This is a genomic window from Rhodococcus sp. OAS809, from assembly GCF_040546695.1.
Taxonomy (GTDB): domain Bacteria; phylum Actinomycetota; class Actinomycetes; order Mycobacteriales; family Mycobacteriaceae; genus Rhodococcus_F; species Rhodococcus_F qingshengii.
In genome coordinates, this window is sequence record NZ_JBEPOI010000001.1 from 671,762 (window position 1) to 689,389 (window position 17,628).

Sequence of the window (17,628 nt, forward strand, 5' to 3'; positions counted from 1 at the left end):
CTACCCCTTAGGCTCTCGCTATGGGAAACGCCGAGACGGTCCGCGCTAGTAGGGACGGGGACAGATTCCACTACTACTGGGCGGCCCGCAGAACACTGCGTTTGCTGAACTTCCTCGATGACCTTGAAGTCGTTGGTGTCGAGGGTTTACCTGTTGGAGAAGAAGTCGAGGGAGAAGAGGTTGTTGACGTCGCCGAATATTACGGGGGCCGCGACGCCGAATCCTGTACAAGGTTTCGATATGTGCAACTCAAGCATTCGACGATGCGGACCGAGAAGCATATCATTCCCTCGGAACTCAAGAACACACTCGAAAAATTCGCCGCGATTTATCGTGAGCAACTGAAGAACGGCCAGGAAGACAAGCTTCAGTTCGTCTTCGTCGCAAACCGCACACTGAATGACAAGGCGCGACTCTCACTCGCCGAAATCGCCGCCGGTGCTGCAGCGTTCACCTACACCACGGAGGCCGCGCTACTGCGTGGCTACATGGGGTTCGGTGACGACACCGAGCATGAAGCCGAATTCTGTGGGCGCTTCGATATTGACGATGGTGTACCCGGAATCGTCGATATGGAGCAGGTGCTTCGATCCGAATTACAGCAGTTCCTACCCGGCGGAGGGATGGGAACCGAGCTGTCGCAACTGATGGAGACCATTTCACGATGCGCTACCTCCCTCGCGGACAAGCAGACACTCGAAGCAGGTGACATCCTGTTGGCCCTTCGCACCACTGAGGAGGAGCTGTTTCCGGCTCGCAGTGCGATCGAGCAGCTCAAATCGGCCATTCGCACCATCGATGTCGACAACGTCGCTTCCGAGCTCAGGGACGGCACCGAGAGCAAGATCCTGGTCACTGCAGTGGGCGGAGTGGGTAAATCCACCCTGACCTCAGTCTTGAACGAAGCGCTCCCGATGGGCTCTGTGACCATCGTCTACGACTGCTTCGCTGGTGGCGACTACCGAAAGGTGTCTTCTCAACGTCACGAACATCGAATCGGGCTAACCCAGATCGCCAACGAGCTTGCAGCAAAAGGGTTGTGCACCCCGCTCATCCCGACGGTCGCAACCGACACTCTCTACATGCAGGTGTTCATGCGCCGTATTCAGGCCGTCGCCGAGCAGCTCGCACAGCGCAACCCAGCGGCGCTTCTCACGATTGTCATCGACGCAGCCGATAATGCAGCGATGGCTGCTGACGAACAGCAGCAGCGCACATTCGTCACCGACCTATTTCGGGAAGATTGGCCGGCGAACTCGCGCATTGTGCAGTTGTGTCGCCCCGAGAGGAAGAAGCTACTGAACGTCCCACGGACCGGGGTGACGGAGATCGCGATGCTCGGGTTCCGGAAACCAGAGTCGTTCGAGCACCTACGGACGCGCTTCCCCTCTGCGACAGAGGCAGAGGGTGCCGAGCTTTATGCTCTCAGCGACGGTAACCCTCGGGTTCAGGCGATGGCGATGGAAAACACGAACTCTGTCGCGCAAACTCTTGCGGCCCTTCAGATCGCAAAGACCGCACCGGGGCAGATACTGGACAGCCTGCTCGAAAGACAGGTCAACAACGTCGTCGATCAGGGACATCTGCGAGCTGACGAGCTATCCAGACTGTGCGAAGCGCTCGCGACCCTGCACCCCCCAATCCCGTTGACCGACCTGGCCGACATCACCAAGGTGGATGCCGACGCAATCCGAAGCTTCGCGGTCGCACTCGGACGCGGCCTTCACACGGCAGGCAACACCCTCCAGTTTCGCGACGAACCAACCGAGACCTGGTTCCAGACCACCCATGGTCTAGACATCACACAGAAACGAGTGTTCGCGAAGGCAGTTGAACCGCTCGCGGCGCGGTCGCCGTACCTCGCGAGCACGCTTCCGCAGCTCCTCTTCGAGGCGGACCTGCTTGACGAGCTCGTCGATTTGGCGCTGTCGGACAAAGGCTTACCAGGCGAGATCGACGAGTTGCAGGCTCTGGAGATAGCTCGCGCACGAGCTCGCTTCGCGCTCTGCGCGATGCTCCGTGCAGGCAGAAATGCAGACGCTGCGGTGTTGGCGGTACGGGCCGGCGACATGTCGTCTGGACACTCGCGCAAAATGAAAATGTTTAGAACCCACACGGATCTAGCAGGGCGCTTCCTGGGTGCGGACGTCGTTGATGCACTGTGCTCCGGCCGGGAACTTGCTACCAACTGGCCAGGCTCGAGTCTTCACGTCGAAGCAGCGCTGCTGTCGCAGATCACCCAGTTCCACGACATTGCTCGCGGACGAATGCGATCAGCGTTCAACAACTTCATTGCCATTCTGAGACTGCCGGACACCGAGCGGCCCCGGATGAATCGACACATTACGGCCAACGAGGTCGCGGACCTCGCCTTGACCGCTACCAATATTGACGGACCTGAAGGCGCACTTGACTTTTTGTGCCATTGGCTACCGAAATTCGTTCGCCGCGTCTCAGCGAAGTTGTGCGCCCGACTGGCGGACGCAGGACGTAACGACGACCTTGTGGGGCTCGCAATCACCGAGAAACGCCACATGTACGTTCAGGCTGCTGTGGCTGAGACGATGTTCGAATACAACATAACCCTGTCCGATGACGCCACCGAGGCACTGGTCAACATGCTGCGCACGCGGAGGGATCCGTTCCCAAGCGCGCGGGATACTTTCTCTAACGAACCAGACCTCCGGGGTGTTGTGTGGACACTGATTCATAGTCTTCGAGCTGGCATTGCAAGTGGCGCTGAGGTTCTCAAGATTCTCGATGTCCACCTCCCAAACAATCTTCCCGATGGATCCGGCTCCCGACTGTCCGCGCCTCCGCCCACCAGCCTCATATTGGCCTTCGCACTGCGTGCGCGCCTCACCGGCACATCGCTCACACTGGAACACGTCGCGAGCAAAAAACTGCTCAAAGCGATGGAAAAAAGCGCATACTCCAGCGACCACAATGCTCGAGACTTCCACGCGAACATTCCCGAACTGTTGCCGTGGGCAGAATGCTGGCTTGATGCCCTCATCGACGGCCACACCACCGAAGTCGCCTCGAAGCTGGATTCGCTTGTTTCACAGTTGAAGCCGGTGGGCAACTACAACACCCCTTTTGTACTCGTTAATACGGTCGCCGACATCGCGACTCGAATACTGACCCTCGTGCAACGAGAAGATCTGGTCGAAAAGTTCGTGAACTGGCACCAAAGGTCCGACGGGCCGCTTACACGTTCCAGACGCACCATCGCACGGATCGCGGCGCGCTCGCCGCACCTCGAGACGGTCGCTCTCGACGTGGCCATGCGGGGAATCGAAGCGACGCAGCACGACCGGACTGATGCGGACAGCCGCGTCGAAACGATGATTGACTTTGCACGAGCCCTCCTCGTTGCCAACGAGACCGAAGCACGGGCAATCTTCGAAGAATCGGTAAACGAGGCCGAGCAGGTCGGCGATGATCTGTACGCACGCTGGCAATCTCTCACCAACAGTGCGAAGGCACTGGCTACCGGGGCCGAAGCTGCGCGAGCGTATCGCCTGTTTCAAATAGGAGAGGCGCTCGACCGCGCACACGGGCAACTCCATACGGTCGAGTTCGCCAAACGTCTTCGACTGATGCATGAACCGACCTACCTCGCTGCGACCTCGCGTGCGCGGGACAGACGCACCCTAGATTTCGCCGAGATGCTCACCCCAGAGTTCGAAGGCGCAGGCGGAGAACCAGGATCAGAACGACTCGCCCTCCTAGCGTTGTACGCGTTCGAGCCATGGGTGCACTGGAAGATCCCGATCGCGGACCTGGCGTCGATACCTGTAGAACTGGCGACAAGCATTTTCGAGGAATTTACGAAGCACCAACGCATTTCGAGTGACTTTCCGAAATCTCAGCCAATCGGTTCCAAGATCGTCAAAGACAAAGACAATGACAATGACAAAGACAAAGACAAAGACAAAGGCAATGACAAAGACAAAGACAAAGACAAAGACAAAGACAAAGACAAAGACAAAGACAAAGACAAAGACAAAGACAAAGACAAAGACAAAGACAAAGACAAAGACAAAGACAAAGACAAAGAGAAAGAAAAGGAGCTGCCGACCGACCTGGCCGTTCGGTTCGCAGATTTCGACTTCACTACCGAGGACGGGTGGAACGAAGCACTTAAAGAAATCGGATGGCAAACCGAGAAAAGGCGCGCGCTAGCCGCATTCGTCATCGACAAGCATCCCAATCGGCGCCCAGCGGTACTGGACGCGCTGACGCGCGCCGCACGAGCAACCGAGACAGACTTCGTGAATTTGGCCCAAGTAGCGACACAGCAGCCAAAAACTCCCGCACTCAAGAAAGCGTTGGAACGGCTCGCAACCAGCATGGCAACCCGCTTCGCAAGACAGATTTGCACTCGGGCAGAAGAAGATCGAAACACAAATGACTTAGCCGACGCTACCGGGACCACAGTCGGGCAGCTGACAAAAACTGCGCTGACAGAACTCGGACGGAGCGCGCACCAGCTCACTTACGACGAGTATTTCTATCTTGCGGCAACCCTTGCCAACACGGTGGACCCCGAACTTGCAGGTGCAGTATTCGATGCTCTTGCGGACCTATTCGAGTACATTTCGCCCACGAACACCTCCTCCGACGGACCGCATGCCTCCGTGTCGAACCTGCCTGATTCTGCGGCCTGCATTGCCGGGACCATTTGGGCGGCATTGGGCGATATATCTGGCGAATCACGTTGGCAAGCAGCACATGCGGTCTTACTCTTGGTTCGACTCGGATGCGCAGACGAACTTGATGCGCTCCTCAGGTTCGCGGACGGCACCGAGCAAGTTGCTGTCTTTGTGGATTCGCAGTTCCCCTTCTATTCGTTGCATGCCCGTATGTGGCTCTTGCTCGCACTTGCGCGAGCAGTGCAGGAGCCGAATGCTGCGATGCTGACAGCATTCGCACCATGGCTGACCAGTGTTGTTCGTGGCCCACACCACGCGGCTAACCAGGTGCTTGCCCAGCGAACGCTGGCTGGCCTGTCGGAGCGAAAGCTCGTTGCTCTGAGTGATAGCGATACCGAGGTACCGACCAGGCGAGTCGTCGCAGACTGGGTCGAGCTCACGTACAAAGAACGACACGCACGGCCGAACCCACTTCCTACTGAACCAGCTGATCAGGCCGAGTCCAAGCGGTATCCTTTCTTCCTCGACTTTCAGCAGTACTGGTGCAGAGATGTCGCCGAGGCCTTTGGAAGTACCGAGCAGGACATCGCACGACGCACCACCCAAATGGCGACCGAGTTCGATGGGTATGAGGTGTACGCGGCTGAGAAAGACCCGCGAGTCCGTTCGAACGTCTATACCCAGGGTCGTACTTACTCAGACCACAGCAGTTGGCCGGCTGAAGAGACGTTGGCGTTCTACCTGGCATTGCACGCATTGCTGGCTGTCGGCGCTGAACTGGCGGAGACGACGATCGCGTACAAAGATCCCGATTCCTCGCAGGACTCCTACACCAATTGGCTGGCCCGCTTCCTGCCAAAGCGCCCCGACGGCCGCTGGCTCGCGGATCGCCGGGATCCTCCGCCAACCCCCGCCCCAGACGCGGCGCTCAGAGCCCAGGCGATAAAGGAGGCTTGGCCGTGGACGATTTCAAAACGCAACTTCGAGACGATAGCTGGCATTGGATCCGACTGGGTGACGGTGTGGGCGAACATCGACTCAGCCAGCGACGAACTCTCGGAAGACATCGCTGTAGACAGCGCCCTCGTCCACCCTGAGACTGCACATGCACTCCTCATCACATTGCAAACATCTCCGAGTGGGCCAGCCTCATTCGCGATGCCAACAACTAACGACCAGTACGACCGTCCACATGACCATCCGTTCGAGATCGTCCCGTGGCTGGACACGACCGATTGCCGAGACGGGATCGACAATCTCGACAAACACGGGGGGAGCGTCAAGTTTCCTCCGACAGGACCCGGCACGGACATCATCACCCGATTCGAACTCACACCAGATGCCGACCAGCGCATGTGGTTTCACGAGCAAGTCCCGGTCTTTCGCAGCAGGATCTGGAACAACATGACGTCTGCCCGCAGTGATCGGGACACTGGAACTTGCGGCGAACAGTTTGAGGTCCGTCTGGATTTCTTGACGAGAATTCTCGACGAGCTCGAAATGACTCTCGTTCTCCAAGTCAACTTGCGTCGTGACACTCACCGCTCATATAACGAACGACGAAAAGGAGATGGTGATGAGTTCGACTGGCTCGAAAGGTCCGGAAAGGTGTATCTCATCGATCCGCGAGGACAGTGGCTCGAATATTGACGAAGTCCTCGACCTCGGCCGAATGCTCGTAACTCACTTCGAAGACCACGACACTGTTGGCCATTGGATGGCGCATCACCTGGCACAACTCATTGTCGTCGCCCAGGACGACACAACCACGACTGTGGAACAGAGGCGTCGGATCGTCGAGACGATCTTGGCGGTGTGGGCCAAGCGTCGCTCCTACCCGGCGCGCCAGCCACTGGAGGAGTACACGAATGTATTTGAGGCGCTCGACCGACTTGGAGATGACAATCCGTGGAAGTTCTCTCGACTGTTCAACTCTGAAACTGAGGTGCCGGAGGAGAATTCCTCTGGGCTGCCCCTCATAGCCACAGCGACCAACCTCGAACGCCTCACGCGACAAACCCTGCTACGCCTCATCTGGCTCGAAGCCCAGAACGCGAAGGATAAGAATGAGGATTGGCTGAAAGTAGCCGACAAAGTTGCTTCGAATATCGAGAGTCAGATCACTACAACGTTAGAGACACTTCGTCCCCGAGCTGCACGTCGACGCCTGCGCGGTACGAAAGAGAATCCAAGAGATACTGCCGAGACGCCGGATGAAGATCATGCCGTCGCTCTCGACGAGGACTCTGTCTTGATAGAGAACTTGGAGACGGTCGATTTGGTGGACAGTGAACCTGCCCATGACGATGACCTCTTCAATGAGGAAGATGACGACCCGCTTACCGATTCCAATCACGCAAAACACCTTCGTGCGATGGCGGATCTCCTTCACAAGATCGCCGACGCACTCCCCGGATCGGACTCCGAGAAAGAGGATGACAGTCCGCCAAGGACGACCTGACATGGGCTGAGGATGCGACATCGGCTGAGACTGTATTGCGCAGGGAATAAGAACTGTCGTCGGTCCATCCTTTGAGGAGCTAGCTGTGTCCTATCGTTTCGTGCGTCCGCGCAGCGCCAGCAGCCCGAGGCCGAGAAGCACTGGAGTCAACAACCGCAATGCGATGTCGGTGACTGTTCCGACCGGGGTTAGTCCGACCCGATCGCCGGGGTTGCGGAGCAACGCGACACTGTTGCGTACGGCAAGTTCGAAACCGTCTCCGATGTTCGACGGTTCGTGAGGTTCCGTGCTTGGATCGTTGATCAATCCCGTGGAGTGGACGACCGATGCCGACGGCACAGTAGTCGTCGGAGGGGCAGCCGCATCTTCCGTAGGAGGCGTCGACTTATCGGTGACGGTCGGCACCTCTGGAGGCGGGTCGACGATCATTTCCGCGGGCACGTCGACCGATCTCGCGATTGCCGCGGTCTCGGTAGGTGGAGCAATTCCGACCGTCGAGAAAACTACGCCAGTCCCGACAATCACCAACGCCACCATGCCGAAAGCACGCAGCGCCCGCAGTCCGTACCCGGACACCGCCCAGTACAACCACAACAAAAAACGCTCAGCCCACGGGGTGTCCGTGCTGCGGCGCCGCATTTCCATTTCGCCGTAGTAGAAATCTGCTGCGCCGGGTTCGTTCTTGCTGGTCTCCAGTCCGCGGCGCAGATCACGGTAGATGGTCGCGATGTCGAGGGCAGCGGCCGGCGCATCATCTTGCAATGTCCGGGTGTCAGCAAGGGCAGCAATGTCCGGTGTCGGTGTTGCCTGGGTGTGATGGTTGGGATTTCGGAAGTTCAGTTCCTCGACGATGATCTTGCGGCGTGAGTTCGGAAGTGGCCAGCGCTTTGGAAGTTCTTTGCTGCTGCGCATGTTGCAACTGGAATCGATACGGAGAGTGTCGATTCCGTGCGCGTCGAGGAAATGACAGTTCGTCAAATTGATTGACGACAGCACCATATCTATGACATTGGCGGAGCGTAGATCTGTGATCGATGTCTTCGTGCTCCGATGAGCTTTCAAATCCTCTGCAAGTTCACGATCACGGGTTCTCTCTGCGGTGCTGAAGAATTCGTCTGTGAATGGTGTGTCGCCGGGGTCGGCGATGATGGTGCGGGCAAGGAACTCGGCGCTGGGAAAGCGAATCGAGGCACCTCGAATCTGGAGGTGTCCGCCTTCGTCGAATTGAGCGTGTTCCATGTTGAGGGTCTTGCAGAGGGCTGTGAATCTGGTTCGGGTGCGAAATTTGGCATTGTCGAGACGCAGTGTCTCAGCGGCGAATGTTCCGAGTTCTGCCGAATTGAGCTCGGCTTCCGAGAAATTCAGCTGACGCGCAATCGTCGAATTGAATGACACTTTCCGGGCGAAGATAGCTTCGCTGAACGAAGCCTCCTGAACGAATGTTGCTCCGTCGAACCCAGCATCTCGGGTGAACGTCGCCTCGCTGAATGAGGCGTTTTGGGTGAACGTCGTCTTGCGGAACGACACGCTTTCGACGAAGGTCGCCTTCCAGAACCCGGCATCTTGACCGAAGGTTGACTCCGTGAACCAGGCGTCCTGGGTGAATGTCGCCCCGCTGAACCAGGCGTTCTGGGTGAAGGTCGCCTCGCCGAAGGAGGCATTTTGGGTAAATGTAGCGCTGTCGAACCAAGCGCCGCGGGTGAAATTCGCTGCCTTAAATCCTGCGTGCTGGGTGAAGGTCGCTTCCTCGAACTCCGCTCGATGAACGAAGGTCGTTTTGTCGAACCAAGCGCCCTGGGTGAACGTCGTTTTGTCGAACCTAGCGTCCTGGGTGAACGTTGTTCCATTGAAGTGTGCGGTTTTTTCGAAGGTCGCTCCAGTGGCATCGATACCTTCAATTTTGCAGTGGTCCAACATCAGTCGGACTGAAACGCTCTCATCGGAAAGGTCGAGTTCTTCGGGAATGATTGCCCCACGAACGGAGACCGTATACGAGGATATCTCCATCGTGGATTCGTTCAGATGGCCGTGAAGGAGCAGTCGTCGGAGAATCGCCGCGCGAATCGTTCGGTTCGGATCTGTCCATTGCTCAATGTTCTGCGGCGAGGGCTCGCTGTCTTTGTCAATGAGATTGCACTGCTGTGAGTATCGAACAGCATCGAGCAGGCGCCTCTCTGCGGGCAAGAGATCGTCTGTTTGCGCGGAAACTGGGCCGTCGACGTACTCCACTTGAAAGTCTCTTTTCCGTCTGGTCGGGATCTGCGCAAGCCGAATTCGGAATGCGCGATGAATCATGCCGGATCCCGAACTGAACTCGACAGACTGCCCGGAGTTCGCCCGCGCGGCAGTGCCCTGCCCAATCCCGTTGCCCTTGGCCAGGTCGAATCCGGTCGGGATGTGATCTACGAATTCTTCTCAGGAAACGTCACCGAGCAGACCACGGAGGAGGGGTGATCGGCCGTGCCGATGATCAGCCAACTAACCAGAACTGTCTGGCCTGCTCGGTTCATCGGCGAGTCGATGAACCGTCGGGTCACTAGTGTGTGTTGCCGAGCTCATCCTCGTGCACATGTGGGAGCGCGGAACAGAGGAGTTGAGGTCAATCACAGCACCCGCGTGCTCGAGTAGTCCTCGGCTTCGAATAAGGTTGCGCGACTGCGTGAGCCGATATCGGCTCGGGTTGTCGAAACTAACACGCGCACATGATGTTACAGGCCAGTCGCAAAGGGGACGGACCATGCTACCTGCAAAGCACGTGATCTTGAGGCGCGTGGCAACTCGACGGCGCCGGGGTCTTGCCGGCCCGGCAGTATCCGAACCCAACGCCCGAATCGCGGTCGAGGTGGATTCGCTCACGACCCAACGCGCTGCGGAGGTGCGTCGCCACCGCGACGTCGAGGCCGTCGCGCCGATAATTCCGATGAAGCTCATAGCTCCTATAAGCCGCACTGATGCTGTCAGCCCGATATTCGCGAGCAGAGCGTGGGGTATTGAGGCAGTAGGCGCCGACACGTCACCGTTCTCTGGCGAAGGAGTCAAAGTAGCTGTACTCGATACAGGCATCGACCCCTTGCACCCGGCGTTCAGCGGTGTCGATCTCGTGCGGAGAAATTTCACTAGCGAGAGCGACGATGACCTTAACGGGCATGGGACGCACTGTGCTGGGACGATATTCGGCCGCGACGTAGACGGTAAGAGGATCGGCGTAGCTCCCGGAATCCGGACCGCCCTGATCGGCAAGGTGCTAGGTGAAGACGGCGGCGGCAGCGACGTCATCCTGACAGCCATCGAATGGGCGGTCCAGAACGGTGCGCAGGTCATTTCGATGTCGCTCGGCATGGATTTCCCGGGCATGGTCGTGGACCTTGAGCGTGAGGGCGTTCCCACCGAGCTTGCGACGTCGATGGCTCTGGAGGACTACCGCGCGAACATCTTGCTGTTCGAACGGCTCGGATCACTCATTCAGGCCCGGACCCACTTCACGGGGCCGTGTCTATTAGTTGCTGCAGCCGGCAACGAGAGCAAGCGCGACCTGGACCCGAATTTCGTCATCGCGGCGAGCCCGCCAGCGGCGGCCGACGGGATGATCTCGGTCGCCGCTGTCGGTCCCGATCCAGATGGACTTACTATCGCGAGCTTCTCGAACTATGGCGCACGCCTGTCCGGTCCAGGGGTGGACATCCTTTCAGCATCGGTTAGCGGCGGTCTGACGACGATGAGCGGGACCAGCATGGCAGCGCCGCACGTCGCCGGGGTTGCCGCCCTGTGGGCGGAAAAGCTGATGAAATCCGGCCAGTTCTCGCAGCAACGGTTCACCGACCGGCTCGCGGGCTCGGCAGTTATCGAGGGACTGAAACCAGGCTTCAATCCCTCCGACATCGGCAATGGAGTGGCGCAGGCGCCACAGGAATAGCAACGTCGGATCAACACCCGTAGACGATGAAAGCGGCCCAGCATTCGGGCGCATCGTATGGTTTCTCGAGTCCTGTGGTCTGTGAGGTTCGTAGGCGCTGAATGCCGAGCCGTCTGAAGCTCTCAGACAGTGCAGGGTGGGTGTTGACGTAGTTGTCGGCGGATTCATCGGTGAGTGTCCGCAGCCACTTTCGAGCCTCTCTCATGGCGGACGTCGGTTGTTGTTCGTCGGTGGTCTTGCTAATCGGATCGAGAAGCTCGTAGAACCGAGTCATCAGTAGGGCAGTGGCGTCGTCGTCCACTGGCCACAGGCTCGCAATTGCGCACGCTGCCCCGGCGCGAAGAAATCCGGTCGGCAATCCGAGGACTTCCTCGGTGGTCGAGTTCGTATTGTAGTGACCCGATTGACAGGCACTTGCGACTGCCAGACGGCACGACGGCAACGACAGGGTTACGAGGTCATTCATCGTTACCTGCGTGTGGGCACCTAGGTGCAATGTTCCCCCAATAGCAGTGTCAACGTCTGCGGACCCATGACATGCAAGATGGAGGTGCGAGGCGGCGTGGGCGTTTGCAAGGAGCCAGCTACGGTTGGCGGCCACGCCGATGCCGAGAGATGGTGAATCACCGGCGCGGTCGAATAGGTCGCCGAGCATGGTCACTTCTGCCGCGCTTCCGGGCAGTGTTCCGTCGGGGTTTGCCACTCCCACAAAGTGCTGGTCGTGCGGCATCGCCGCGCGGGTCCGGCTGGCGGCGTATGAGGCCGCGGACGGGGCAATGCGTATCTCGCCGACGTCGTCCAGTGTTGAGCCGTCCCCGCGCCCGGTGGGTAGTGCATAGAGTGGCACCATCCCTAGCAATCCGGTCGGTATGACGATTACACAGTGTTGTGGTGTTTTCTCGAGAGTTTTTGTGATGGGCTCTGCAAGGGGACCAAGCCGTGTGATCTTTGTCAGAGCTTGGGTGAGTTCGGGCATCTCGGGGTCGGGATCCTGTTGCGCGGAGATCAGGCCGTGCTCACCCGTGTCGTTGTCGTAGTACACGTATTTCGCAACGCTCGTGCTGGTGATGCTGTCGACGTGTTCTGCGGATGTATCGACGCGTCCCTCAATCTTGGGATGAACTGTCAGCACGTAACTGCCTGCCGGCGCGCTGAGCACGTAAACAATCGGCAGACCGTCTGCGGCATCGGCGATCTCATTGATCGTGAAGGGGAGTAGGAATTGCACGAACCCCGGAATCTGACGTATCTCGTCAGTGACAGTCCGTAGGCCGAGTTCGGCGGCTCGAACACGCTTCGGCCCAACTTGCAGAGCAAATTCCTTCTGGTTCGTCTCCGCGAGAGCGGCACGATACTCGCGCAGGGCAGTTGTATAGCGGTCAGCAAAAAGTGGGTCGGTCTCGCTGAGTCGAGCGATATCAGCGGTGTCGCGACTGACGCTGGTACCGAGCTCGCGGGCGCGTCCCCGCTCAATCGTTTCGATGGCATCGGCCACACGCCCTATTCGTGCGAATGCGTATGCCGCCCATCGCGGCAGCTTGGGTACTCGTGCCAGCGCTCGCCTGCGATCAGTCTCGGATAGGCTGACTGCAAATAGGTGATCCAACGCTTGGAGCATCCCTGTAAAGACATCAGCAGCTCCGGACCAGTCGTCGAGGTCGGCATACGCCGACGCGAGTTTCCCGCCGACCTCCAGATGCAACTCCGGAACCGCAACAGGGTCAAGGACTCTCAATGCATCGGCTCTCAGAGCGAGTGTTTCAGGCGCCAATCGTCCCAATTGTTGTTCCTTGAGGCCAGCGAGGAACGATCGGGCACGCCCGACGGTGAACGGATCCGTATGTTCGTCGAGCGCGTTCAATGCCGAGGTCGCCGCAGCTTCTGCACCCACCAGATCGTTTGGTACAGAACGGAGTAGGAGATCGGCGAGGTTCAGCTGAAGTGCCGCCCACAGTCGAGGATCATCGGTTGGGTCAAGACAAGTGAGGGCCTCTCGGTAGTACGCCATCGACCGTTCGAAATCGCCGGTATCGCCTCGACGGAGTGTCAGGTGTCCGAGGTTCAGTAGTGAATATCCCCAATCAACGGCATTCTCAGTTGGCGAGCGTTGTTGCATTCCGTCGCGGATACGGTCGATCCCACGAGTTATATCCTTAGAGGTGGCACCCCGGGGAGGTTCCGCGAGCAGAAGCCCGTAGTTGGTCTGGTTGACGGCCCATTGACGGGGATCGAGCTTCAAGAAGGACTCCTGGCATGCTTGGTCGAGGAGCCGACATGCAATCTCCCAGTTGTCGGTTGGATCGCCGATGGGGCGGTTGACGTAAGCGTTCGCCAGGTTGGACGCAATCCGAGGCCACACCGGGCTTTCGGTCGGTGTCAGGTCCAGAGAGCGCTGCAGCATGGCGATTGCCTCTGCCGAAATTTCGGGGGTCACCGGTAAATTGATGAGTCGCGCTCCAAGAGTCGCGGCAATCGCGGTTTCCGACGGGTCCCCCATGGTGCTCGCGTGAGCGAGGGCTTCTCGCATAACGTCAATTGATGTATCTGTCTCTTCCATACGGCCCAGGAACTGTTCTAGCTGTGGATTCAAGTGCTCACGAGCGAATCCTTCGAGACTGGCGAGGTATTCAGCTGCGACTTCATCGGGATTTCCCCCCTCGGCAAGGGCTTCGGCGAGGCGTAGCTGCGCACCTACGATCGCAACGTCTTTGTCGTCCGGGGGCGTCGCGGCGAATCGTGAGCGAAGCAATTCGATCACCCGATCACTCCCCATTTCAGGGTGATCGCGTAGGAGAACCGGCAGCTCCCTCGGAGATGGGAGGAAAATCAAGCGTTGAAGAGCGCGCTGAGCATGACGCTCCGACGCGGAAGACCGGACCCAGCCGAGGAAGAACCCGTATCCTTCCGCAATAGCTATTCCCCAAGCTTGACTAATTTCTTCAACTACCTGATCAGCATGGTCAACATCGGCGATCGCATCCCGCGTAAGGGCTAAGTGCACTGCGTAACGTGGGAGAGGGACCGGCGGCAAGAAAATACCCTCGCCGACTAGAGATCCCGACGTTTCGCGGAGGAATGCGTCAAAGCAGGCAGTTGCTTCACTAGACGTCTCAGTTCCGCGCAATGCATGAAGTATCGGAAGATCGTGTCCGCGACGAATCACCAACATGGGAGCGTCGATCCAATTTCGCGCGTTGCATTCAGTGCACACCACGAATATTAGGCCAGGCAACATTTGCCTAACGATGTCTGGACGCTCGAACACGTCCAGTATCCGCCACACCGCACCACAGTGCTTGCGAGCACAAGACGCACACGTCCAGTCGTACGAAACCATCCGGGAAACGGGCATTCTTGCGAGCCTAGTAGGGATCTAGTGACCTGGTCGGCATGAGTCGAAGGTGTCGGCGCTGGCGCGGTGGGCAGCAAAGCAAGATACGGGTTTGGAAGATTTTGTGGCTTCGGTCTCGCTTGATGGCCTCGTGCTCGCGGGTTGAGGCGCGGATACCGGGGTGTGTGGCCCGCGAGCCGGTATCGAACCTGGTGGGCTCGTGCTCCGGTCGAGTCGCGGATCATTGGTGCCACCTGCTGCGTTCGGTATCGTACCCCGCCGAGATCGGTGTGCTGCATCTGTTTCTCCCGTCGCAGTGGTTGCGCGTCGCTCACTGTGTTCTCGCGCCGACTTTCTGAACCAGTGCGGTCATCACCGCGGGTCGGTTGCATTGCCGTGTGTGAACGGAACCACCGTCGGTATCACTTTGGTGCAACCGATCTCGATTCAACTGCTGGCGCTGCTTCTGCGCCGGCGCAAGACACGACCGACAGTGTGCACCGAAACCGACAGCAGTGGAGTGGGCTGGTTGGGCGAATTGATGTCTTCTGGCTCGCGATTCTGTTGGATCGCTGGGGTTGTTCGTACATACTTTGTTGCTGTGACTGGAAACATGGACGAGCAAACAGTTAAAGATGCGAAAGATGAGACTATAGGTAATACGCACCTGTACTCGGCGCTCAGGCTGCAGGTAACGATGCAAGAGGCTCACAAGGAGGTTCTAGCGCATGCAACAGGATTTATTGTCAGTTCCCCATCCGGCAATCATTTTCTTGTCACCAACCGCCATGTCGTTGACCCGTCGTTCTCCGAAGAGCGCCCCGAACGCAAGCTGAAGTCAATTAAGTTCTATGGCTATTTTCAAAACCCGCGTAATCCGGCCGCGGATCCCGTACTGACTTCTTTGATCGTTTCAGATTCGGATTTAGTCCCGGTCTACCCGTATGAACGCAACGAACGCGATATCGACATTGCGGTAATTAAGTTGCCTGAGCACGAGAAAATTTCTGGAAAATTCAACTGCTTCGAGCTTGGGTTGTTGGCCTCGCGCAATGACCTTGCTGATTTCCAGGTCCACGTCAGTTCTCCGGTCATCGTGCCCGGATATCCGGGGAGCGACTCGAAATTCTCCGATCGGCCCATCATGGTCTCCGGATCTATCGCCAGCGACCCTCGTTTCAGCTCGGCGATGCAAGGCCACAAATATCCCTACAAGGTGCTGTGCCATTCATTCAGCCGTGAGGGTATGTCCGGTGCGCCGGTCCTGGGCCTCGCACCTCCAGAAGTTTCTTGGCTGGGGAATCAGCTCGGCTCGCGGGTCGCACTCCTCGGGATCAACACCGGTCACTCCAAAATCGACAACGAGCCGAGCGTCATGACCCAGTTCCATCCGGCGCCGATGATTCTGTCCACGATCGCGAAAGCAGGAGATGAAAGTGCCGCGAGCTTTTTGTTAATGGACGGAAGCATCGAAATTGCCGACCCAGAGGATCTATGGAGCCCTGTCGCAGTGCATCGCGATGGCGATTGATAGTCAGCTGCTTCGCCTCAGTTGCGTGGTAACCAGGCCTACATCGGCCGCGAATTGGGAATCCCGATCCAGGCCTACGAGCAGTAAGCGATCGCGGTGTCGGCTCGTAACTCGGCTCCGCCGGTAGTGACGCGACTGTAGTTCCTAGCTGGCGACGGCAGAGTGTGCTGCCAGATCGAGCGCCCGCGTCACGACTGTGAACGACGGTTGTCGGAGGATGAGGCGGTGTTCGAGGCTGAGGGCTTCGAGATGCGGTTCATGCGTCGGCCTGGAGCGACTGGGTTCCTCGAGAGCTGTGCGTGAGGGGTTGATGGTCCCGAGCCCAGCCGATAGACCGCGACGCGAAAAGGAAAGACCCCGCACCGAATCCTGGTGCGGGGTCTTTTGTCATCTGTGGACAGTCGTGATGAATTGCTGGACGGTTTCGATGACTGGTGTGGTTGTGTTCGGTCAGCCCAGGAAGGTCTCTACGCCCGGGTGTACGACGCTGAGGTCGCAGTTCGCGATCTGCGCCAACTTCACGATTCGGTCGATGTGTTCGGCTGAGACGAACCCGATGCCGTAGCCGTCCGAGCCGGTGTCGAGGATGATCAGCGCGGAGCCGAGTTCGCGGCACCGTGCGGCGAGTGGACACGGGATGTTTTCGAGTTCTTCGGGGTCCCAGCGGTCGTCGGACTCGTCGAACTCGTTGAGCCAGTCCCAGTTCAGTGCTGCTGGGCAGGCGGGCAGCTCGATCAGGGAGTCGCGGATCTCGGCAGGGTCGCAGTTCCAGTCGCAATAGGCCATGTCGGCCTCGTAAAGTCCGCCGGCCGCGCGGATGTCGGGGCCGTCGGGATACAGGGCACTGAGCAACGCATTGGACGGAGCCCATGTGCGCGATTCCACGACTGGCGATTTCTTCAGTCAATCGTGCCTGGCTCGGCTTCGAGCCGGGTGCGATGAGTTCGACGATCTCGGACAAAGCCTGCGTTATCTGCTGTGTGTCGGGCATGCGGGGAGAGTATTCGCTGTCACCGGCAGGTGTCCGTCCTGGTTTCCATCAGGTCGATCGCGCCAGACGGTGGTGTTCGCCGCGGAGGAACGCAGCGGACTTGGGATCGGCAAGGTCGTCAAGCTGTTGTGGCCTCTTCCGTCCGCAACCATCGCGATCAACGGGGCCCGACACGCGTTCCCACCCCAGGTCGACGCCGACTTGAAGGCCGGCACTGGTGCCGGCGGCGGGCGGGGAGCTGCTGTTGCTCGGCGATGGGGTGTGCGGAGGGCTCGGGAGGGTCGATTTTCGGATGTTTTTGAATTTTGTTGTGTTTCAGTAACTTTGGTTGATTGGTTGGTGTGTAATTGCTTTCGGTGGTTACGCATGGAAGTATTTTAGGCAGGTTCGAATTGTGGTGTGGGGATTAAGATTTCAAGGTTTTGCTGTTCTGTGTTGTTTTGCGGTTTTGGGGTGGGTCCTGTAGGATGGGAAGCATGATGACGATGAGTCGGCAGACGCGAGGCGGGGCGCTTTCCGTGACCCTTCCCCTCCTCCCCAGCCTCGTTCGGGTGTGGGGTACAGGTTCAGGCGTTGCGATGAATTCGATTGGTGAGAACCAAGATTCGGAATTCAGAGGAGCGAAGCGACTCGATCGACGGCAACGGCACTCGACCCACTGCGAGCCGCGGAGCGGCTCCCTGGCGGGGAGCGCAGCGACTCGCTCCCGTCTCCCGACGCGAAGCGTCGGGAGGAGCGCCGCG

The 17,628-nt window shown here is 58.5% G+C and carries 8 protein-coding genes; 5 read left to right on the plus strand and 3 right to left on the minus strand.

Annotated elements, in window-relative coordinates; all coding sequences use genetic code 11:
* Positions 1-20 precede the first annotated feature (20 nt).
* Entirely contained in the window at positions 21-6,308 is a 6,288-nt protein-coding gene (locus ABIE52_RS03140) for a hypothetical protein (RefSeq protein ID WP_354541441.1), read from the plus strand.
* The gene (locus ABIE52_RS03145; protein WP_192713648.1) at positions 6,235-7,119 is read left to right on the plus strand and encodes a hypothetical protein; all 885 of its coding nucleotides are present in this window, start codon (positions 6,235-6,237) and stop codon (positions 7,117-7,119) included. The genes ABIE52_RS03140 and ABIE52_RS03145 overlap by 74 nt, the downstream gene beginning before the upstream one ends.
* A 90-nt stretch (positions 7,120-7,209) precedes the next feature.
* Here ABIE52_RS03145 and ABIE52_RS03150 read toward each other — a convergent pair whose 3' ends face one another.
* Positions 7,210-9,126: a pentapeptide repeat-containing protein gene (locus tag ABIE52_RS03150; protein WP_192713649.1), complete on the minus strand. Its 1,917-nt coding sequence runs from the start codon at positions 9,124-9,126 to the stop codon at positions 7,210-7,212.
* 279 nt (positions 9,127-9,405) lie between these two features.
* Between ABIE52_RS03150 and ABIE52_RS03155 the strand changes: the two genes are divergently transcribed.
* Both ABIE52_RS03155 and ABIE52_RS03160 read left to right on the plus strand, forming a co-directional pair.
* A complete protein-coding gene (locus ABIE52_RS03155) occupies positions 9,406-9,573 on the plus strand; it encodes a hypothetical protein (RefSeq protein WP_192713650.1) in 168 nt (55 codons plus the stop codon).
* 388 nt (positions 9,574-9,961) lie between these two features.
* Entirely contained in the window at positions 9,962-11,032 is a 1,071-nt protein-coding gene (locus ABIE52_RS03160; RefSeq protein ID WP_354541442.1) for a S8 family peptidase, read from the plus strand.
* A 10-nt stretch (positions 11,033-11,042) separates the two neighbouring features.
* On the opposite strand, the gene ABIE52_RS03165 is transcribed toward ABIE52_RS03160, so the two are convergent.
* Positions 11,043-13,790, minus strand: a complete 2,748-nt coding sequence (locus ABIE52_RS03165) for a CHAT domain-containing protein (protein WP_354541457.1) — start codon at positions 13,788-13,790, stop codon at positions 11,043-11,045.
* Between the two features lie 973 nt (positions 13,791-14,763).
* On the opposite strand from ABIE52_RS03165, the gene ABIE52_RS03175 reads away from it, so the two are divergent.
* Complete coding sequence (locus ABIE52_RS03175; protein WP_192713652.1) at positions 14,764-15,894, plus strand: S1 family peptidase; 1,131 nt, start codon at positions 14,764-14,766, stop codon at positions 15,892-15,894.
* 450 nt (positions 15,895-16,344) lie between these two features.
* On the opposite strand, the gene ABIE52_RS03180 is transcribed toward ABIE52_RS03175, so the two are convergent.
* Positions 16,345-16,779, minus strand: coding sequence for a DUF6630 family protein (locus tag ABIE52_RS03180; protein ID WP_192713653.1), 435 nt, complete (start codon positions 16,777-16,779; stop codon positions 16,345-16,347).
* Positions 16,780-17,628 lie beyond the last annotated feature (849 nt).

Excerpts from the sequence above, each read along its gene's own strand:
- ABIE52_RS03140 (WP_354541441.1), top strand. The coding sequence starts at position 21 with ATGGGAAACGCCGAGACGGTCCGCGCTAGTAGGGACGGGGACAGATTC.
- ABIE52_RS03145 (WP_192713648.1), top strand. The coding sequence starts at position 6,235 with ATGAGTTCGACTGGCTCGAAAGGTCCGGAAAGGTGTATCTCATCGATC.
- ABIE52_RS03155 (WP_192713650.1), top strand. The coding sequence starts at position 9,406 with ATGAATCATGCCGGATCCCGAACTGAACTCGACAGACTGCCCGGAGTT.
- ABIE52_RS03150 (WP_192713649.1), bottom strand. The coding sequence starts at position 9,126 with ATGGAGATATCCTCGTATACGGTCTCCGTTCGTGGGGCAATCATTCCC.